The organism is Frigoribacterium sp. PvP054 (genome assembly GCF_040547465.1).
Classification (GTDB): Bacteria; Actinomycetota; Actinomycetes; order Actinomycetales; family Microbacteriaceae; genus Frigoribacterium.
Genome location: NZ_JBEPPU010000016.1, coordinates 1 through 18,694, shown reverse-complemented (window position 1 = coordinate 18,694; position 18,694 = coordinate 1). Strand labels below are relative to the sequence as shown.

Below are 18,694 nucleotides of genomic sequence, written 5' to 3'. Positions count from 1 at the left end.
CTCGTCACTGTATACAGAGTGTGACGAAGACGTCGACGATCGATCAGGAGCAACGGTGCCCGAAGACGAACGTGCCCCCGGCGGGGGCCTCCGAGACCGCATCGGCCTGGGGGTGGTCGTCGCCCTCGCGATCGCCGTCGTGGTCGCCCTCGTGACGACCAACCTGGCCCGCAGCGCCAGCCCGGCGACCGCCATCCAGGCTGCCCTGGGCGGCCAGCAGCTGCGCATCATGGCGCCGGCCAACCCCGGCGGCGGCTGGGACCAGACGGCGCGCGCCATGCAGTCGTCGCTCGCCGACGTGATCGGTCGCAGCGAGGTCTACAACGTCGGAGGCGCGGGCGGCACCCCGGGCCTCGCCCAGTTCGTCCAGCACCGCGGCGACGCGAGCCAGCTGATGGCCACCGGCGCGATCATGATCGGCGCCGTCATCACGAACGAGTCGCCCTACTCGTTGCAGGACGTCACGATGCTGGCCCGGTTGAGCACCGAGTACCTCGTGCTCGTCGTGCCGGCCGACTCCGAGATCGAGTCCCTCGACCAGTTCGCCCAGCTCATGCGCGACGACGTCGGCGCCCAGTCCATCTCGGGCGGCTCGGCGGGCGGGGTCGAGCAGATCCTCGCCGGCCTCTTCGCGCAGGCGGCCGGTGCCGACCCGGCCGAGGTCTCGTACGTCGCCCACTCGGGTGGCGGCGAGGCGCTCACGACCCTCCTCTCGGGTCGGTCGACCGCCGGCATCTCGGGCATCAGCGAGATCGCGCCCTACATCGCCGACGGCTCGGTGCGGGCGCTCGCGGTGTCGAGCCCCGAGCGGGTCGAGAACCTGCCCGACGTGGCGACCTTCCACGAGCAGGGCCTCGACGTCGAGCTGCAGAACTGGCGCGGCGTCGCCGCGCCCCCCGGCATCAGCGAAGAAGACGAGGAGGCGCTGGTCACCATGCTCACCGAGATGCACGACACCGAGGCCTGGGGCGACATCGTCCAGACCCGCGGCTGGGGCGACGAGTTCCTGACCGGCCCCGAGTTCGACGAGTTCGTCGCCGCGCAAGAGGAGACCATCGGCACGGTCCTCGACGACATCGGGCTGGGAGGCGACCGATGAGCGCCCGCCGGCGCGAGAAGCCGGGGCCGCCCGGCCTCGACACCACCGAGGTGCGGACGGTCCGCGACCGCCGCGCCGCGCCTCCGTCGTCCGTCGCCGCGCGGGCCGTCGACCACCCGGCGGTGGTCAGCGGCGCCGTCACGGCCGTCGTGGGCCTGCTGCTCGTCGTGGCCGCGGTCGTCGTGCTGAGCGACGCCGCGTCGCTGCGCCCGACGAGCGAGCCCCTCGGGCCCGCGGCCTTCCCGACCATCATCGGGGTGCTGCTCGCACTGGTGGGTGCCGCGCTCGTCGTCGTGAACCTGCGGTTCGTCCTGGTCGTCGTGCGTCGCGGCGTCGGCCCGGTCAGCCCGCGCCTCTGGAGCGTGCTCGGCCTCTTGGCCGGCATCGTCGTCTACGGGCTGCTGCTGCCCTTCGTCGGCTTCACCGTCGTCTCGGTCGCCCTGTTCGTCGCCGGGGCCCTCGTGCTCGGCTCGCCGCGCCCGTGGTGGCGGCTGGCGCTCTACGGGCTCGTGCTCGCCGGCGTCATCGTCCTGTTGTTCGACCGCGTGATCGGCCTGGCGCTGCCGGCCGGACCCTGGGGGTTCTAGACCATGGACCAGTTGAACCTGCTGATGCAGGGCTTCGAGGCGGCGCTGACGCCCGAGAACCTGCTCTGGGCGCTGCTCGGCGTCACCATCGGCACCGCGGTGGGCGTGCTGCCCGGCATCGGGCCGGCCCTGACGGTCGCCCTGCTGCTGCCCATCACGTTCCGCCTCGACCCGGCGGCGGCGCTCATCCTGTTCGCCGGCATCTACTACGGCGGCATGTACGGCGGGTCGACGACGTCGATCCTGTTGAACACCCCGGGGGAGTCCGCCTCGATCGTCTCGGCCATCGAGGGCAACAAGATGGCCAAGGCCGGTCGCGCCGCGTCGGCCCTCGCCACCGCGGCACTCGGCTCCTTCGTCGCCGGCACGGTCGGCACGATCGCCATCACGTTCGTCGCCCCCTGGGTGGCCGACTTCGCCGTCCAGCTCGGGCCGCCCGAGTACGTCGCCCTCATGGTGATCGCGTTCGTGACCGTGTCCGCGCTGCTCGGCCCGAGCCTGTTGAAGGGCGCCGCCAGCCTGCTGATCGGCCTCACCATCGGACTCGTCGGCATCGACGCGCAGTCCGGCCAGGCCCGGCTCGCCTTCGGCAACGGCGGCCTCTTCGACGGCATCGACGTCGTGCTCGTGGTCGTCGGCCTGTTCGCCATCAGCGAGGCGCTCGGGCACGTCCTCGCGAAGACCGGCCGCACGACCGTCCAGCCGGTCAAGGGGCGGGCGCTGTTGACCCGCGACGAGTTCAAGCGCTCGTGGCCCGCGTGGCTGCGCGGCACGGCCCTCGGGTTCCCGATCGGGTCGCTGCCGGCCGGAGGGGCCGAGATCCCGACCTTCCTGTCGTACGCGACCGAGAAGCGGCTCTCGAAGCACAAGGACGAGTTCGGCCACGGCGCCATCGAGGGCGTGGCCGGGCCCGAGGCCGCGAACAACGCCGCCGCGGCGGGCGTGCTCGTGCCCTTGCTGACCATCGGGCTGCCGACCTCGGCCACGGCCGCGGTCATCCTCACGGCGTTCCAGTCGTACGGCCTGCAGCCCGGGCCGACCCTGTTCGCCGAGTCCGGCGACCTCGTCTGGGCCCTCATCGCGTCGCTCTACATCGGCAACGTCATGCTGCTCGTGCTCAACCTGCCGCTGGTCAAGGTGTGGGCCCGGGTGCTGACCATCCCGGCGTGGGCCATCTACGCCGCGGTCGTCGTGTTCGCCTGCCTGGGCGCCTACTCGGCGGGCGGGTCGACCACCGACCTCTTCCTGCTGGCGGGCATCGGTGCGCTCGGCCTGCTGCTGCGCATCGCGGACATCCCCGTCGCGCCCGCCGTCGTGGGGCTCATCCTCGGGCCGCTGCTCGAGCAGCAGCTGCGTCGGGCGATGATCCTGTCCGAGGGCGACCCGGGCATCCTCGTGTCGAGCCCGCTGACCGTCGGGCTCTGGATCGCCATCGCCGTCGTCCTCGTGGTGCCGGGGGCCCTGTCGCTCGGCCGTCGTCGTCGGCGCATCCTCGCCGAGCGCGTCGAGACCGGCGCCGTGCGCACGGTCGACGACCGCGAGACGGCCGGCCGGCGGTGAACCCGGGAGGCGCGGGTCGGCCACCGTCCGCGCCTCCCGACCCGCGCCTCCCGCGCCTCGGCGTCGCAGGCGTCACTCGCGTCGTCGGGCGACGGCCGTCGCCGATGTCCGTTCGGTGTCGATTCGCGTCGATCTTTTGTCAACGGTCGACATAAGTGGCAGAGTTGACGCGAGCCACCCGCCGTCACCACGACAAAGGAGTCCCCCCATGACCTCGTCACCCTCCGTGCAGCTCTACACGGTCCGAGATGCCGTCTCGGCCGACCTGCAGGGCGCCGTCGCCCGCATCGCCGAGATCGGCTTCACCAAGGTCGAGCCGTACTCGTTCGTCGAGCGCGCCGACGAGTTCGAGAAGGCCTTCGCCGACTCGGGCGTCACCGCACCCTCGGGCCACGCGCCGGTCATCGACTCCGACGAGCCCGAGCGGGCCTTCGCCGCCGCGGTCCAGCTCGGCATCGGCACCGTCATCGACCCCTTCATCCCGAGCGACCGCTGGCAGACCGCCGACGACGCCCGGGCGATCGCCGACCGCGTCAACGAATTGCAGGTGCTCGCCGCGGCGTCGGGCCTGCGCTTCGGGTACCACAACCACCAGTGGGAGTTCGCGAACCAGGTCGACGGCCGGCCCGTCTACGACTTCTTCCTCGAGCGCCTGAACGACGACGTCGTCCTCGAGATCGACACGTTCTGGTCGACCGTCGGCGGCATGGACACCCCGGCGCTGCTGCGCTCGCTGGGTGACCGCGTGCAGTTCCTGCACGTCAAGGACGGCAAGATCTCGGGCGACATCGCCACGGCCCTGCCGAGCAGCGAGAGCGCCCTCGAGGTGCCCGACGCGCTCGCCGCCGCCTTCAAGAACCAGACCCCGGCCGGCCAGGGCGACGTCGACGTGGCGGCCGTGCTCGCCGCGGCGCCGCACGCGCTTCGCGTCGTCGAGTTCGACGACTACGCGGCGGACGTCTTCGACGGCGTCGCCGAGTCGTTCGCCTGGCTGCAGGAGAACGACAAGTGAGCGGCCTCGACACCGCGGCCCCCCGCACGGGTCGCGTCGGCGTCGGCGTGATCGGCGCGGGTGTCATCAGCGGCACCTACCTCGAGAACATGACGCGGTTCGCCGACCTCGAGGTGCTGTTCGTCGCCGACCTCGACCTCGACCGCGCCAAGGCGCAGGCCGAGACGTACGGCGTCCCGGGTCACGGCACGGTCGACGAGCTGCTCGCGATCGACGAGATCGAGATCGTCGTCAACCTGACGATCCCGGCCGTGCACGCCGAGGTCGGGCGGCGGATCGTCGCCGCGGGCAAGAACGTCTGGAGCGAGAAGCCGCTGGCCCTCGACCACGAGTCGGCCCGCGACCTGCTCGCGGCGGCCGAGGCCGCGGGCGTCCGCGTGGCCTGCGCGCCCGACACCGTCCTGGGTGCCGGCGTCCAGACCGCCATGCGCGCCATCGCGCGCGGCGACATCGGCCAGCCGCTGACGGCGACCACGATGTTCCACGTGCCCGGGCCCGAGTCGTGGCACCCCAACCCCGACTTCCTGTTCGCGATCGGCGCGGGGCCCCTGTTCGACATGGGGCCGTACTACGTGACGACGCTCGTGCACGCCTTCGGCTCGGCCAGCCGGGTCAGCGCCGTGTCGTCCAAGTCGTTCGACACGCGCACGGTCGGCAGCGGCCCCCGCGCCGGTCAGGCCTTCCCCGTCGAGGTGCCGACGCACCACGCGGCCCTGATCGAGTTCGCGGGCGGGCAGTCGGCGCAGTCGACGTTCTCGTTCCAGAACGCCCTGCCGCGCATGGGGTTCGTCGAGATCAGCGGCACCGAGGGCACCCTCGTGCTGCCCGATCCGAACACGTTCGAGGGCGACTCGAGCCTCTGGCGCTTCGGCCGGGACGAGCCGGAGACCCTGACGGCCGTGGGCTCGACCTACGGTCGGGGGTCGGGCGTGCTCGACCTCGCCCGGGCCATCCGCGGCGGGGACGCCGAGCGGGCCAGCGGGGCCGTCGCCTCGCACGTGCTCGACGTCCTGCTGGCGATCTCGTCGGCCGCCGAGCAGGGGTCGCCCGTCGCCGTCGAGTCGGCCGTGCAGCAGCCCGTGCCGCTCGACGAGGGCTGGGACCCGTCGGCCGAGACGCTGTAGCGGGGCGCGACTCGCCGGGCGCCTGACGTGTGGCGCCGGTCGCCGGTCACACGACGTACGACGCACGACATGCCGCCCACCTCTCGAGGTGGGCGGCATGTCGCGTGAGGGGGCGGGGCGTCCACGTGGACGCGACCCGCGCCTCCTCGGGGCACGGTCGCACGGGTTCAGGTCGTGCGACCGGACGGGGTGGGGGACTACGCGGTGCGGACCGAACCGGTCGCCGTGTGGATCGACCCCGTGGCGGTCCGGACGGACGACGTCACGGTCGAGAGGCGGCGCAGGGCGCTCGCCGTGTAGCGGCCGATCGAGAGGTCGCGACGGGCGGCCGTGCTGACGTAGGCGCCGGGCGCGACGTCGGCGGCGACCGGGCCGACGTACGAGCCGACGGTCGAGAGGTCGGTCGTGCCGACGTAGCGGCCGCCGAGGGGGGTGACGGCGGTGCGGGTGGTCGTGGTGCTGGTGTTCACGGTGACTCCTCGGGGCTGGGTGGTTGCGGCTGGTCGGGGGCCCGCGACCTGTTCGATCGAGCGGGCGGTGACCGGCGGGGGAGGGCGTCGCCGAGGTGCTCGACGGTGGCCCTGGCCTTCGTCGGCGTGGACACCACTCTACGCCTTCTTTTGAATGAATCAAAACAACGGTGGGGCTGCGCATCGGTTTCCGGACATCTACCCGGGGCAGGTCGCACCACGCTCGCGTCGTCGAACCGCGCTCCGGGGTGGTTCGACGACGCGACGGTGGTGCGGCCCCCGCGGCCCGTGCGGCCGACGGTCGACGCCCCGCGACGTCGTGGCCCGCCCGGGCCTCAGAGCGAGGCGCCTCCGCAGACGACGAGCGCCTGCCCCGTGATGCTCCGCCCGTGCGGCCCGAGCACGAACGCGACGAGCGCGGCCACGTCGACCGGGTCGACGAGCGCGCCCAGCGGCGGCACGACCGGAGCCGAGGAGGCGCGGGCCGGGTCCGCGAGCATCGGCGTGTCGGTGGGGCCCGGTGCCACGACGTTAGCGGTGACGCCGCGGGGCGCCAGCTCGGCCGCCCAGCTGCGGGCCAGCGCGACCTGCGCCGCCTTGGTCGCCGCGTACTGGCTCTTGCCCGCGACGCCGACGGCGGTGCGGCTGCCGATCAGCACGATGCGGCCGCCGTCCGAGAGCCGGTCGACGAGCGCGTCGACGAGGGTGGCCGCCGCCCCGACGTGCACGGCCCACATGCCTTCGAGGGCGGCCGGGTCGAGCCGGCCCAGCGGCGCGGCGACCTGGTAGCCGGCGGCGTGCACGACGGCGTCGACCGGCCCCACGTCGGCGACCGCGGCCCGCACGGCGGCCGGCACCGAGAGGTCGCAGCCGATCCAGGCGAACCCGTCGCCGAGGTCGACGGGACGACGGCTCAGGCCGGTGACGTGCCAGCCCCCGGCCAGCAGGTACTCGGCGATAGCCCGCCCGATGCCCGAGCTGCAGCCCGTGACGACGGCGTGCCGGCCGGCACCTGCCCCGACCCCCGTCGGCACGGCATCCGTCCCTGCGTCGGCCACGTCTCAGTCCACCCGGCCCGGGCCGGGCAGGTCGGCGGGCGACAGGCGCACGTGGCGGATCACCCGGCGGTGCCAGGTGTAGGCCACGTGCACGGCGCCGTCGCTCGTCTGCGTGATGCTCGGGTACGACAGTTCACGGTTGAGCCCGTCGCGCGAGTTGTTCGAGAGGCACCAGCCGTCGCCGTCCTCGAGGTCGACGCGGTGCGGCCAGCTGCGGCCGCCGTCCGACGACACGGCCAGCGACATCGGCGCTCGGGGGGTGCCCCAGAACGCCGTCCGGCCGTCGCCGGCCCGCGCCTCCTGGTCGGTGACGATGCCCCCGTCGGCATCGGCGTCGGCGTCCACGCCGGGCGGCGTCGCCTGCTCGACGATGCCGGACTCGTCGATCTCGTCGTAGAGCCCGAGCCGGCGCTCGGTCGTGGCGTCCGCACGGCGGTGGTTGTAGACGATCGCGAGGCGACCGTCGGCGAGCGGCACCCACTGCACCGACGAGTTGTTGTTGGGCAGCTCGGTCGCGACGGGCCGCGACCAGGTGCGGCCGCCGTCCGTCGAGCGCGACTCGTGCACGGCGTCGGCCCAGCGGCTGCGGAACAGCGCGAGCAGCGACCCGTCGGGCAGTTCGTGGACGTTCATGTGGACGGCTCCGGTGCTGCCCGGGACGGCGACCTCACCCCACGTGGCGCCGCCGTCCCGGGAGGTCATGACCGAGCTCGTGTCGTGGTCGCCCACCCACGCGCGCCCGGGGGTCGTCACGCAGCGGAAGACCGGCACGAGCAGGTCGCCGCCGCGGGTCACGAGCGGCGGTTGGCGCACGAAGACGCCGCCGACCTCGTCCGCGGCGAAGAGGGTCGAGGGCTCGCCCCAGGTGCTGCCGCCGTCGGTCGAGACCCGGCGGCGCACCTCGGCGGAGTCCTGGTTGCCGGCCCGCTGCGCCGTGTAGAGCAGCCAGACGTCGCCCGACGGGGCGACGAAGAGCACGGGGTTCTGCTCGGAGCGTGCCAGGTCGTCGCTCAGGCGGACGGGCTCGGACCACGTGTCGCCGTCGAGCGTCGACGACCAGACGTGGATGTCGGACACGCCCTCCTGCGTGCCGCCGAACCAGACGCAGGCCAGGCGGCCGTCGGGCAGCTCGGCCAGGTTGGCCGCGTGCGACTGGACCGTGGCCGTCGGCAGGTACGCCCAGGCACGCCCGTCCTCGTCGGGCCGCAGCCGACCGTCCGCGACGAAGCCGTCCGGGCCGACCGACGCCGTGTCGGCCGCGGGGGCGTCCTCGGTGCTCACGCCGCGCCTCCCGCGGTCGCGTCCGCGTCGTCGCCCGCCAGCGCGCGCTGCAGGTGGTCGCGCGCCGCGGCCTCGAGGTGGTTGAGGTCGCCGGCGACCGTGGCGAACGTGTAACCGGCAGCGAGGCGCTGTCGGGCGACGTCGCCGTGCGGGGTGTGGATGCCGGCCGCGACGCCCGCCGCCTCGGCCGCGGCGGCCACGCGGACGAGTGCCGCGTCGAAGGCCTCCTGCACGGCCGGGTCGCCGGGGTAGGCGCCGCCGACCGCGATGCACAGGTCGCTCGGGCCGACGTAGAGCCCGTCGAGCCCGGGGGTCGCGGCGATCGCCTCGACGTTCGCGAGCCCGTCGGGCGTCTCGATCATGGCGAGCACGAGCGTGGTGTCGTCCGCCTCGGCGGGCACGGGGCCGATGCGCAGGCTCGACCGCATGGGCCCGTACGAGCGGCGTCCGTGCGGCGGGTACTTGGCGCTGCGGACGGCGGCCGCGGCGTCCTCGGCGGTGTCGACGAGCGGCACGATGACGCCGGCCGCGCCCGCGTCGAGTGCCTTGCCGATGGGCGTGATGTCGTTCGCCTCGACCCGCACCAGGCCGGCCGAGGTCTGCCCGGCGTCGATCGCGAGCAGGCCGGTCATCATGCCCTGGTAGCCGAAGAGGCCGTGCTGCGCGTCGAGGCAGACGTAGTCGTAGCCGAGTCGCGCGATGCGCTCGGTCGCCGGCGGGGCGTCGAGGGTGACCCAGTAGCCGACCGCCTTCTCGCGGTGGCGGATCGTCCGGGCGAAGTCGCTGGCGGTGCTCATGGTTCTCTCTCTCGTGCGGGGCGTGCGGGGCGTGCGTGCGGGAAGGTCGGGAGGCGGGGGTCAGGAGGTGCGGGTCACCGGGCGTACGGAGGCATCGGCCCCCGCAGCGACCGTCCGACCTCGTCGCAGGCCGCGACCACGTCGTCCGGCAGCGGCCCGTCGGCGATCGCGGAGGCGTTGGCGGTCAGCTGCTCGGGGCGCGACCCGCCGAGCAGCACCGAGCCGACCCCCGGGCGGTGGGCGACCCAGCGCAGGGCTAGCTCGACGAGTGACAGCCCGGCCTCGGCGGCGACGCCCGACAGTCGGTCGATCGCGGCGAACAGCCCGGCGTCCCAGTACCGCTTCGTGTACATCTCGGCGAGGGCCGAGTCGCCGAAGCGACCGGCGACGGGGGTCTCGTCGAACCGGTGGCGACCGGTCAGCAGGCCGCCCCCGAGCGGGTTGTAGACCATCGTCTCGATGCCGTGGACGCCCGCGAACTCGAGGTACTCGTCGTCCAGGCGTCGGGCGACGAGGTTGTAGAGCTGTTGGGCGACGACCGGGCGGGGCGCCCCGACGGCGTCGGCCACGCGTTCGACGTCGCCGATCTGCCAGGCGGCGTGGTTCGAGACGCCGAGCGTGAGCAGCTTGCCCTCGTCGACCAGGGCGGCGACGGTCGACAGGGTCTCGTCGAGCGTGGTCAGCCGGTCGGGCTGGTGCAGGTAGAACAGGTCGAGCCGGTCGGTGCCCAGGCGGCGCAGGCTCGCCTCGACGCTCGCCCGCAGGGCGACGGCCGACAGCGGGGGCAGCCCGCCGGCGTCGGCGTGCGGCATGCCGGCCTTCGAGGCGAGCACGACGTCGTCGCGTCGCCCGGCGAGCAGCCGGCCGAGCACGGTCTCGGTGACGCCGCCCACGTAGGCGTTGGCGGTGTCGACCCAGCGGACGCCGGCGTCGAGCGCCGTGTCGAGCATGCGGCCGGCGGTGGCCTCGTCGACGGTGTCGCCGAAGGTCATCGTGCCGAGCACGAGCCGGGGAGGCGCGGTGCGCGTCCCGGCCTCGTCGGCGGTCGTCACGGTGTCGGTCCGGGTCATGCGGTCACTCCGGTCGAGAGGCTGCGGACCACGTGGCGCGGCTTGACGCCCGTCATGGTCGCGGGGTCGAGGGCGGCCCGGCGGAGGCGGCGCGTGTAGTCCTCGGCGGGCGAGGTGAGCACCCGGGCGGTGTCACCCTGCTCGACGACGGCCCCCTGCTTCATGACCAGCACGCTCTCGCTGATCTGCTGCACGACGCCGAGGTTGTGCGAGATGACCACGTAGGTGATGCCCGTGTCGACCTGGATCTCGCGCAGCAGCTCGAGCACCTGCGCCTGCACCGACACGTCGAGGGCGCTCGTCGCCTCGTCGCAGATCAGCAGGTCGGGGCTCGAGGCCAGCGCCCGGGCGATGCCGATGCGCTGTCGTTGGCCGCCCGAGAACTCGTGCGGGCGACGGTCGAGCGCCGTCGAGGGCAGCCCGACCCGGTCGATCAGGCGGGCGGCCTCCGCGGCGCGGTCCTGAGCCGACCGGACGCCCCGCAGCCGCAGCGGCTCGGCGACGATGTCGCGGGCGCTGAGGTGCGGGTCGAGCGAGCCGTAGGGGTCTTGGAACACCATCTGGAACCGGTGCCTCAGGGGCCGCAGCCGCGCCTCCGACAGGGTCGCCAGGTCGGTGCCGTCGAGCACGATGCGCCCGCTGGTCGGTTGCAGCAGCCGCATGACGGCCTTGGCGATCGTCGACTTGCCGCAGCCCGACTCGCCGACGATGGCGAACGTGCTGCCGCGGCGCACCGAGAACGACACGTGGTCGACGGCGCGGTGGGTGCTCGTGCCGCTGCCGTAGTCGACGACCAGGTCGTCGACCTCGAGGATGGTGTCAGACACGGGTGGCCTCCGGGCGGTCGTTGCTGCGGGTGGTCGTGGGCGCGCCGGGGGTCTCGTCCCAGGCGCCCAGGGTGGGCACCGCGGCGAGCAGCCCCTGCGTGTAGGGGTCGGCCGGGTGCTCGACGATCTGTCGGACGTCGCCCGACTCGACGAACACGCCCGCCCTCATCACGTGGATGCGGTCGGACACCAGGCGCGCGACGCCGAGGTCGTGGGTGATCATCAACAGGCCGATGCCGCGCTGCTCCTGCAGTTCGAGCAGGAGGTCGAGGATGCCGGCCTGCACCGTCACGTCGAGGGCGCTCGTGGGCTCGTCGGCCACGATCAGCTGCGGCTCGCAGGCCAGCGCGATCGCGATCAGCACGCGCTGCAGCATGCCGCCCGAGAGCTGGTGCGGGAACTTCTTGAGCTGGGCCGTCGGGTCGGGGATGTGCACCTGTTCGAGCAGTCGCACGGCTCGCGCGGTGACGCCCGCACGCCCACTGGCCGCCCCGGCGATGCGGATCGCCTCGCCGAGCTGCGAGCCGATCGACCGGACCGGGCTGAGCGCGGTCATGGGGTCTTGAGGGATCAAGGCGACGGCCCGCCCCCGGACCTTCCGCACCGCCGAGGCGTCGGCGAGCACGTCGAGGCCGGTGATGCGGACGTGCCCCGAGACGACGGCGAGGTCGGCGGGCAGCAGCTGCAGCACGCCCATGGCGGTGGTCGACTTGCCCGAGCCGGACTCGCCGATGATCGTGACGGTCTCGCCGCGGGCGATGTGGAACGAGACGCCGTCGACGGCGCGCACGACGCCGTTCGTCGTCATCAGCTCGATCTGCAGGTCGCGCACCTCGAGCAGCAGGTCCGGGTCGTGGCCGTCGGCGGTCGCGAGGCTCATGCGGGTGTTCCCTTCTCGGGGGCGGCGGTCGTCGGACGGGTGGCGGGCGTCGGAGGGGCGGCGGGCGTCGAGGGGCGCAGCCCGACGAACCGACGGAGGTTCGAGGCCGCCGACCGGCGCGGCCGGTCCCGCAGGGCGTCGCCCAGCAGGTTCACCCCGACGACCAGCAGCACGATGAAGAGGCCGGGGATCGTGACCATCCACCACGCGGTGGTGACGTAGTCCTGGCCGTCCGAGATGATCCGGCCCCAAGTGGCGAAGGGTCGTTGCGGGCCCGCCCCGAGGAAGCTCAGGGCGCTCTCGAGCAGCACCGCCTGCGCGAGCAGCAGCAGCACGACGAGCGTCGCCTGCTTGATCACGTTGGGCACGACGTGGCGCAGCAGGATGGTGAAGCGGTTCAGGCCGAGGGTCCTGGCCGACGAGACGTAGGGCTTCTCGCGTTCGACGAGGACGAGCGACCTCGTCAGTCGCGCGACCTCCGGCCACTGGGCGATCGCGATGACGAAGGTGATGACGGGTATCGACGGGCCGAACAGGGCCACGACGAGCAGCAGCATCATGAGCAGCGGCAGCGACATCTGGGCCTCGAGCAGGCGGCTGATCAGGGTGTCGGCCCAGCGTCCGTAGAAGCCGGCGATCGAGCCGAGCACGACGCCGATGGCACCCGAGACGATGACGGCGAGCACCCCGATCGCGAGCGAGACCTGCCCGCCGTGCAGCACCCGCGACAGCAGGTCGCGGCCGAGCTGGTCGGTGCCGAACAGGTGACCGGCCGTGAACGGAGGCGCGAGGCGGTTGCCGAGGTCCTGGCCGTTCGCGTCGGGCAGCGGCAGGGCCTGGGCCAGCACGATCGGGACGATGACCACGAGGGCGCAGATCGCGCCGACCCACAGCTTGACCCGTGCGGCGGAGGAGCGCCGGGCCGCCTCCGACCTGGAGAGCAGGCGGGGCGTGACCGCGGTGGGTCGCGCCTCCCCGGTGGTGTCGATGCGGCTCATGCGGCACTCGCCTTTCCGAGCCGCACGCGCGGATCGAGCAGGGGGTAGGCGAGGTCGATCAGCAGCTGCACGCCGACGGCGAGCAGCGACGTGACCAGCACGGTCGCCTGGATGAGGGGGTAGTCGCGGGTCTCGAGCGCCCGCACGATGAGCGACCCGACGCCGGGCCAGGCGAACACGACCTCGACCACGACGACGCCGTTCAGCATCGCCGCGAAGCGGGTGCCGAGGGCCGTGAAGACGGGGATCGCCGAGTTGCCCATGGCGTAGCGCCAGGTCAGGGCACGCTCCGAGACCCCGCGCGAGCGGGCCACGGTGAGGTAGGGCGCCGAGAAGTTCGTCGCCATCTCGCGCCGGACGAGCCGCGAGATGAGGGCCACCTGCAAGATGGCGATCGTCACCGTCGGCAGCACGAGGCCGCCCCAGGTCGCGAACCCCGAGGCGGGGAAGACCGGGATCACCACGGCGAAGGCGCTCAGCAGCAGGATGCCGGTCCAGAAGTCGGGCATCGACTGGCCGGCGATCGCGACGACGTTGACGCCGGTCTCGCTGCGGGTGTCGGTGCGACGGGCCATCCAGACGCCGAGGGGGATCGACACGACCGCGGCCAGCAGGATCGCCGCGAACGACAGGGTCAGCGTGTACGGCAGTCGTTCGAGCACGACCTGCACGGCCGGGGCCTGGAACGAGTACGAGGTGCCGAGGTTGCCGGTGAACAGTTGCTGGAGGAACACGCCGTACTGCTGCAGCAGCGGATCGTCGAGGCCGAACTGCTCGCGCACGGCGGCCAGCTGCTCGTTCGTGGCGAGGGGGCCGGCGTAGGCGACGGCGGGGTCGCCGGGCGCGAGGCGGATCAGCACGAAGACCGTCGACACCGTGAGGAACACGGTGAGCAGGCCCTGGCCGAGGCGCTTGAGGATGTAGGTCGCCACGGTCAGGCCCCCAGTCGGACGGTCGAGAGCGGGTAAGAGTTCGACGACGCGAGCTCGAGGCCCTCGACGCGCTCGCGGCGGGCGAGCACCGACTTGGGCACGAAGGCCCAGGCGCACGGCCAGGTGTCCCACGCCGCCTGCTGCGCCTCGGCGAGCCGCTGCTGGCGCAGGGTCGCGTCGGGCTCGGTCGAGGCCCGGGCGATGGCCTCGGCGACGTCGGGCTGCACATAGCCCTGGTAGGTGTCGCGGGTCTGCTCCTTCTCGGCGGTGCCCGCGTACATGCCCTGCAAGATGGTCAGCGCCAGGCCGGTCGGGGCCGAGAAGCCGTTGCCCAGCAGGTCCCAGTCCCCGGCCTTGCCCTGACGCCACTGCAGGATGTCCCCGCCCGGCTCGAACTGCTGCAGGGTGGTCCGCACGCCGATCGCCCCGAACATCTCGACGAGGGCCTCCATGATGAAAGTGTCGCCCGCGAACTCGCCGGTCTCCCAGATGATGCGCAAGGTCAGGTCGCTAGCCCCGAGCTCGGCGAGGGTGCTGCGGGCCAGGTCGGGGTCGTAGGTGTACTCGCCGGTCTTCGCGTAGCCGAGCAGGCTCGAGGGCACGACGCCGTCGGCCTGCGTCACCGAGTCGGTCAGCACGTCGCGCACCAGGGCGCGGCCGTCGATCGCGTGGCTGAGCGCCTCACGCACCCGGGCGTCGGCCAGCGGGTGCCCCTCGGGCTTGCGGAAGTTGTAGAAGATCTGGTTGATGCGCAGGCTCGACGCCTCGTCGAGCGCGATGCCGGGCAGGCCCTGCAGCTGCGTCGCCGAGTCCGGGGTGATCGAGTCGATCACGTCGACCTCGCCGCTGCGCAGGGCGATGACGCGGCTGGACTCCTCGGGCAGGAACCTCACCTCGACCCGCTCGACGCCCGGCGCCTCACCCCAGTACTGCTCGTTGCGCGTGAGGCTGTAGGTGCCGGCTCCGCGGTTGAAGCGCGTGACGACGAACGGCCCGCTGCCCACGCCGTCTTGCAGCTCTTCGGGCGCGTTGGCCGCCGCCGGGGTGATAAGGATGTTGCTCATCAGGGCGTCGAGCACGGGGATCGGCTGCGACGAGTCGAGCGTGAAGGTGCGCTCGTCGATCGCGGTGACGGTCGGGAACTCGGGGAAGAAGCTGGCCACGAACGAGCCCTGCACCTGTTCGTACATCTGCAGGGCCGTGGCGACGTCCTCGACCGTGACCGGCGTGCCGTCCGAGTACTGCACGCCCTCGCGCAGCCGGACGGTCCACCGGGTGTCGCTCGTCGGCTCGAAGCTCTCGGCGAGCACGAGCTCGGGTGTGATGTCGGGGCCGATCCGCGTGAGCGCCTGCCGCACGGCACGTTGCACGGTGACGGCGGCGTCGAACTGGTTGAGCTTGTTGTCGAGGCTCACCAACGAGCGGTTGAGGGCCAGCGTCAGCGTGCCCGGGCCCGGCAGGCCGGTCGGACCGGCGCAGCCGGCGAGGCTGGTGGTGGTCACGAAGAGGCCGGCCGCGGCACCCCATCTCAGCAGGGTGCGGCGCGACATCTCGTGGTCCGCGAACGGAACGGTCATCATCGACCTCTCGATCCAGGGGTTCGACGAGGTCGACCCGACGCCCGGTACCGCAGCGCTGCGAGGCCCTCGTCCGGGCTGAGGGACACTGTGCCATCACTGCGCGTTCTGCGCAAGACTGCTGGCGCGAAACGCGCAGCCGTGTCAGGATGACCGCATCATGCCCCAGATCACCGTCATCGCCGACGACCTGTCCGGCGCCGCCGAGACCGCCGAGCAGTTCCGGCTGCGCGGTCACGAGACCGCGGTCTCGCTCGGCGTGCCCACGGGCCCGCTCGTGCCGGTGACGGTCGTCGACCTCGGCACCCGGGCGGGCACCGCCGAGGAGGCGCGGGTCGCGATCGACGCGCTGCCCCTGTCACCCGGCGCCCTCGTCCTGAAGAAGACCGACTCGCTGTGGCGCGGTCACGTCGGGCCCGAACTCGAGGCCCTGGCCGCCCGCGGCTACGACGTGGTCGTGGCCGGGGCGCTGCCCGCGCTCGGCCGCACCGTCGTCGACGGGCGCCCCCTGGTCGACGGTCGGCCACTGGCCGAGACGTCCCTCTGGCACCTCGAGCCGCGCCCCGCCCCCGGGGTGCTGGCCGAGCTGGTCGACCAGCCGTCGGTGCTCGTCGGCCTCGACGTCGTGCGCTCGGGTCCGTCCGCGTTCGCCGGGTGCCTCGACGACGCGCTCGTCGGGGGACCCCTCGTCCTCGTCGACGCCGAGACCGACGACGACGTGGCCGCCGTGGTCGCGGCCGTGCTCCGGCTCGCGGCGCGCCCCGGGGCGCGCCGGCCGGTCGCCCTCGCCGGCAGTGCGGCGCTCGCCGCCGCCCTGGCCGACGCGGTCGAGCCCACGACCCGCCCCGGGGGCGACCCCGCGGTCGGCGAGGGCGTCGATCGGCCCACGTCCGCAGACGCCGGGCCCCGGGGGTGGACCGGGCCCGAGCGGCCCGTCCTCGTCGTCGTCGGTTCGGCCGCCGAGGTGGCCCGGGGGCACGTCGACGTGCTCGCCGCGACCGGTGCGGACGTGCACGTGCTCGACCCGGCGGCGGCCGTCGGCGACCTCGTCGGCGCGACCCGCGCCTCCTTGGCCCGGTCACCGCTCGCGGTCGTGACCGTCACCGGACGACGGCTGCCCGACCCCCTCGCGGCCGCGACGACGCTCGCCGAGGTCGTCGCCCGCGTCGCCGGGGCCGAAGCGGTCGACCTCGTCCTGACCGGCGGCGAGACGGCGCGGGCCGTCCTCGACCGACTCGCGACGACGTCGCTCCGGCCGCTCGCCCAGGTCGAGCACGGTGCCGTGCTCAGCGCGACCGCGGACGACCGACTCGTCGCCACGAAGCCCGGCAGCTTCGGCGGGCCGACAGTGCTCGCCGACCTCGTCGACCTGGTGCGCCGCACGCGCACCGGGGTCGACCCCCACGACCTCGCCGCGTCGGCCGCGTCCGGCGCCCCCACGAAACGGAGAACCCCATGACCACGACGACCCCCGACAGCCGGCCCTTCATCGCCGTCACGATGGGTGACGGCGCCGGCGTCGGACCCGAGGTCACCGTCGGCGCCCTGCTCGACGAGGCCGCCTACCGGGACGCCCGACCGGTCGTCGTCGGCGACGCGCACCGGTTGAGGCTCGGCGCCGCCGCCCTCGGGGTCGAGGCCGAGATCGTCGAGGTGGACGGGCCGGCCGACGCCGTCTTCACGCCGGGCCGCATCAACGTCGTCGACCCGCACCTCCTGCCGGCCGACCTGCCTTGGGGAGCCGTCTCGGCCGAGGCCGGCCACGCCGCGTACGAGTACGTCCGCATCGCCTGCGAGCTCGGCATGGCGGGGCTCGTGCAGGGCATCTGCACGGCGCCGCTGAACAAGGCGGCGCTGCACGAGGCCGGCCACGTGTTCCCCGGGCACACCGAGCTGCTCGCCCACTTCATGGGCGTCGGCGAGGTGTCGATGATGCTCTCGACGCCCAAGATCAAGGTCATCCACGTGACCACCCACATCGGACTGATCGACGCGATCGCCAAGATCGAGCCGGGCCTGGTCGAGCGCACCGTGCGCCGGGGCTGGGAGGCCCTGCGTCGGGCGGGCGTCGACGATCCCCGCATCGGCGTCTGCGCGATCAACCCGCACGCCGGCGAGAACGGCCTCTTCGGCCACGGAGAAGAGGCCGAGAAGATCACGCCCGCGATCGAGGTGCTGCAGGCGGACGGCATCCGCGCGGTCGGGCCGTTGCCCGCCGACACCGCGTTCTTCCTCGGCGGTCGTGGCGACTACGACCTCATCGTGGCGATGTACCACGACCAGGGCCACGGCCCCGTCAAGGTGCTCGGCATCGAGGCCGGCGTCAACATCACCGTCGGACTGCCCGTCATCCGCACCTCGGTCGACCACGGCACGGCGTTCGACATCGCGGGAACGGGCGTCGTGGCGGTCGGTAGCATGATCGAGGCGCTGCGCCAGGCGGTCGAGATGTCGCCCAGCCCGGCCGACGCGGCCCGGGTCGGGGCGCCGTCGGCCTGAGCCCGCCGCACGACGAGGACGGTCACCGCATGAGCACCACCGCGCGAGAGCGACGCCGCGACATCGTCGAGCTGGCCCACACCACGGGGTTGGCGAGCGTCGACGAGCTCAGCCGTCGCTTCGAGGTGACCCCGTCGACGATCCGGCGTGACCTGGCCGAGCTGACCCGCCAGGGTGAGATCGCGCGCACCTACGGTGGCGCCATGCCGCTCGGCGTGCCCGGTGCCGAACCGACCTTCCGCCAACGCAATCGCGAGGCCGGGGTGGCCAAGGCCGAGATCGCCCGGTGCGCCCGCACGCTCGTCCGCGACGGTGAGACCCTGCTCTTCGACGCCGGGTCGTCGGTCGCGGCGTTGGCCCGGGAGGCGCGCTCGGGTCTGGTCGCGACGGTCGCCACCACCTCGATCGCCGTCATCCAGCAGCTCGCCGACTCGGACGGCATCCACCTCGAGTGCCTCGGCGGCACGCTCCGCCCGGCGAGCCAGGGCTTTGTCGGGCCGTTGACCGAGGCCGCGCTCGAACGCATGACCTTCGACCGGGTGTTCCTCGGCGCGGACGGCGTGCTCGCGTCGGGCCACGTGGTCGAGGCCGACCTCGTGCAGACCCGGCTGAAAGAGCTGATGTGCCGGCAGTCCGAGCACGTCTACGTGCTGGCCGACGGCTCGAAGCTCGGCCGCGAGACCTTCCACGCCCGGGCCGAGCTGCCCGACGGCTGGACCCTCGTGACCGACGCCACGGCGACGCCCGAGGCCCTGGCCGGGTTCGCGGCCGCCGGCGTCGACGTGGTGGTCGCGCCCGCCGGCTGACGCCGGGGCGAGCCTGGGTCGCACCGCCGGATGGACGTCGCACCGCCACATTCGGCGGTGCGCCCGCCACAGGGCGGGGGGCCCGCGGGCCCGCTTCGGCGCCCCCGCCCGCGGGCC

General features: G+C 73.4%; 18 protein-coding genes. 8 read left to right on the top strand and 10 right to left on the bottom strand.

Annotation, left to right across the window (positions count from 1 at the left end):
• Positions 1-55: 55 nt before the first annotated feature.
• The 5 genes from ABID81_RS14550 to ABID81_RS14530 all read left to right on the top strand — a co-directional run bounded on the left by ABID81_RS14550 (position 56) and on the right by ABID81_RS14530 (position 5,382).
• A complete protein-coding gene (locus tag ABID81_RS14550) occupies positions 56-1,099 on the top strand; it encodes a Bug family tripartite tricarboxylate transporter substrate binding protein (protein WP_354595500.1) in 1,044 nt (347 codons plus the stop codon).
• Positions 1,096-1,686, top strand: a complete 591-nt coding sequence (locus tag ABID81_RS14545) for a tripartite tricarboxylate transporter TctB family protein (RefSeq protein ID WP_354595499.1) — start codon at positions 1,096-1,098, stop codon at positions 1,684-1,686. The genes ABID81_RS14550 and ABID81_RS14545 overlap by 4 nt, the downstream gene beginning before the upstream one ends.
• 3 nt (positions 1,687-1,689) lie before the next feature.
• A complete protein-coding gene (locus ABID81_RS14540) occupies positions 1,690-3,246 on the top strand; it encodes a tripartite tricarboxylate transporter permease (protein WP_354595498.1) in 1,557 nt (518 codons plus the stop codon).
• A gap of 208 nt (positions 3,247-3,454) precedes the next feature.
• Complete coding sequence (locus ABID81_RS14535) at positions 3,455-4,258, top strand: sugar phosphate isomerase/epimerase family protein (protein ID WP_354595497.1); 804 nt, start codon at positions 3,455-3,457, stop codon at positions 4,256-4,258.
• Positions 4,255-5,382 (top strand): Gfo/Idh/MocA family protein, encoded by a 1,128-nt coding sequence (locus ABID81_RS14530; RefSeq protein WP_354595496.1) that lies wholly within the window; start codon positions 4,255-4,257, stop codon positions 5,380-5,382. Before ABID81_RS14535 ends, ABID81_RS14530 begins: the two co-directional genes overlap by 4 nt.
• Before the next feature lie 197 nt (positions 5,383-5,579).
• Here the strand turns inward: ABID81_RS14530 and ABID81_RS14525 are convergent, their stop codons facing one another.
• The 10 genes from ABID81_RS14525 to ABID81_RS14480 all read right to left on the bottom strand — a co-directional run bounded on the left by ABID81_RS14525 (position 5,580) and on the right by ABID81_RS14480 (position 15,272).
• Complete coding sequence (locus tag ABID81_RS14525; RefSeq protein WP_354595495.1) at positions 5,580-5,852, bottom strand: hypothetical protein; 273 nt, start codon at positions 5,850-5,852, stop codon at positions 5,580-5,582.
• A gap of 335 nt (positions 5,853-6,187) precedes the next feature.
• Positions 6,188-6,910, bottom strand: a complete 723-nt coding sequence (locus ABID81_RS14520) for an SDR family NAD(P)-dependent oxidoreductase (RefSeq protein WP_354595494.1) — start codon at positions 6,908-6,910, stop codon at positions 6,188-6,190.
• A gap of 3 nt (positions 6,911-6,913) precedes the next feature.
• Positions 6,914-8,191 carry a sialidase family protein gene (locus ABID81_RS14515; RefSeq protein WP_354595493.1) on the bottom strand — a complete coding sequence of 426 codons (1,278 nt, stop codon included), beginning with the start codon at positions 8,189-8,191 and terminating at the stop codon, positions 6,914-6,916.
• On the bottom strand, positions 8,188-8,988 hold the full coding sequence (locus ABID81_RS14510) for an HpcH/HpaI aldolase family protein (protein ID WP_354595492.1): 801 nt from the start codon (positions 8,986-8,988) through the stop codon (positions 8,188-8,190). Before ABID81_RS14510 ends, ABID81_RS14515 begins: the two co-directional genes overlap by 4 nt.
• A gap of 74 nt (positions 8,989-9,062) precedes the next feature.
• Positions 9,063-10,058: an aldo/keto reductase gene (locus ABID81_RS14505; RefSeq protein WP_354595491.1), complete on the bottom strand. Its 996-nt coding sequence runs from the start codon at positions 10,056-10,058 to the stop codon at positions 9,063-9,065.
• On the bottom strand, positions 10,055-10,885 hold the full coding sequence (locus tag ABID81_RS14500) for an ABC transporter ATP-binding protein (RefSeq protein WP_354595490.1): 831 nt from the start codon (positions 10,883-10,885) through the stop codon (positions 10,055-10,057). The genes ABID81_RS14505 and ABID81_RS14500 overlap by 4 nt, the downstream gene beginning before the upstream one ends.
• Entirely contained in the window at positions 10,878-11,765 is an 888-nt protein-coding gene (locus tag ABID81_RS14495; protein WP_354595489.1) for an ABC transporter ATP-binding protein, read from the bottom strand. The genes ABID81_RS14500 and ABID81_RS14495 overlap by 8 nt, the downstream gene beginning before the upstream one ends.
• Entirely contained in the window at positions 11,762-12,763 is a 1,002-nt protein-coding gene (locus tag ABID81_RS14490; protein WP_354595488.1) for an ABC transporter permease, read from the bottom strand. The genes ABID81_RS14495 and ABID81_RS14490 overlap by 4 nt, the downstream gene beginning before the upstream one ends.
• Positions 12,760-13,695, bottom strand: a complete 936-nt coding sequence (locus ABID81_RS14485) for an ABC transporter permease (RefSeq protein ID WP_354595487.1) — start codon at positions 13,693-13,695, stop codon at positions 12,760-12,762. Before ABID81_RS14485 ends, ABID81_RS14490 begins: the two co-directional genes overlap by 4 nt.
• Positions 13,696-13,697: 2 nt before the next feature.
• Complete coding sequence (locus tag ABID81_RS14480) at positions 13,698-15,272, bottom strand: ABC transporter substrate-binding protein (RefSeq protein ID WP_354595486.1); 1,575 nt, start codon at positions 15,270-15,272, stop codon at positions 13,698-13,700.
• A 160-nt stretch (positions 15,273-15,432) separates the two neighbouring features.
• Between ABID81_RS14480 and ABID81_RS14475 the strand changes: the two genes are divergently transcribed.
• The 3 genes from ABID81_RS14475 to ABID81_RS14465 are packed head-to-tail and all read left to right on the top strand — an operon-like array spanning position 15,433 to position 18,577.
• On the top strand, positions 15,433-16,731 hold the full coding sequence (locus ABID81_RS14475; protein ID WP_354595485.1) for a four-carbon acid sugar kinase family protein: 1,299 nt from the start codon (positions 15,433-15,435) through the stop codon (positions 16,729-16,731).
• Complete coding sequence (pdxA, locus tag ABID81_RS14470) at positions 16,728-17,771, top strand: 4-hydroxythreonine-4-phosphate dehydrogenase PdxA (protein WP_354595484.1); 1,044 nt, start codon at positions 16,728-16,730, stop codon at positions 17,769-17,771. Before ABID81_RS14475 ends, pdxA begins: the two co-directional genes overlap by 4 nt.
• A 29-nt stretch (positions 17,772-17,800) precedes the next feature.
• A complete protein-coding gene (locus ABID81_RS14465; RefSeq protein ID WP_354595483.1) occupies positions 17,801-18,577 on the top strand; it encodes a DeoR/GlpR family DNA-binding transcription regulator in 777 nt (258 codons plus the stop codon).
• Positions 18,578-18,694: the final 117 nt, after the last annotated feature.

What these genes read in the sequence shown, in the direction of transcription:
- ABID81_RS14545 (WP_354595499.1), top strand. Translation starts at nt 1,096, where the DNA reads ATGAGCGCCCGCCGGCGCGAGAAGCCGGGGCCGCCCGGCCTCGACACC.
- ABID81_RS14540 (WP_354595498.1), top strand. Translation starts at nt 1,690, where the DNA reads ATGGACCAGTTGAACCTGCTGATGCAGGGCTTCGAGGCGGCGCTGACG.
- ABID81_RS14535 (WP_354595497.1), top strand. Translation starts at nt 3,455, where the DNA reads ATGACCTCGTCACCCTCCGTGCAGCTCTACACGGTCCGAGATGCCGTC.
- ABID81_RS14510 (WP_354595492.1), bottom strand. Translation starts at nt 8,988, where the DNA reads ATGAGCACCGCCAGCGACTTCGCCCGGACGATCCGCCACCGCGAGAAG.
- ABID81_RS14505 (WP_354595491.1), bottom strand. Translation starts at nt 10,058, where the DNA reads ATGACCCGGACCGACACCGTGACGACCGCCGACGAGGCCGGGACGCGC.
- ABID81_RS14495 (WP_354595489.1), bottom strand. Translation starts at nt 11,765, where the DNA reads ATGAGCCTCGCGACCGCCGACGGCCACGACCCGGACCTGCTGCTCGAG.
- ABID81_RS14490 (WP_354595488.1), bottom strand. Translation starts at nt 12,763, where the DNA reads ATGAGCCGCATCGACACCACCGGGGAGGCGCGACCCACCGCGGTCACG.
- ABID81_RS14480 (WP_354595486.1), bottom strand. Translation starts at nt 15,272, where the DNA reads ATGACCGTTCCGTTCGCGGACCACGAGATGTCGCGCCGCACCCTGCTG.
- ABID81_RS14475 (WP_354595485.1), top strand. Translation starts at nt 15,433, where the DNA reads ATGCCCCAGATCACCGTCATCGCCGACGACCTGTCCGGCGCCGCCGAG.
- pdxA (WP_354595484.1), top strand. Translation starts at nt 16,728, where the DNA reads ATGACCACGACGACCCCCGACAGCCGGCCCTTCATCGCCGTCACGATG.
- ABID81_RS14465 (WP_354595483.1), top strand. Translation starts at nt 17,801, where the DNA reads ATGAGCACCACCGCGCGAGAGCGACGCCGCGACATCGTCGAGCTGGCC.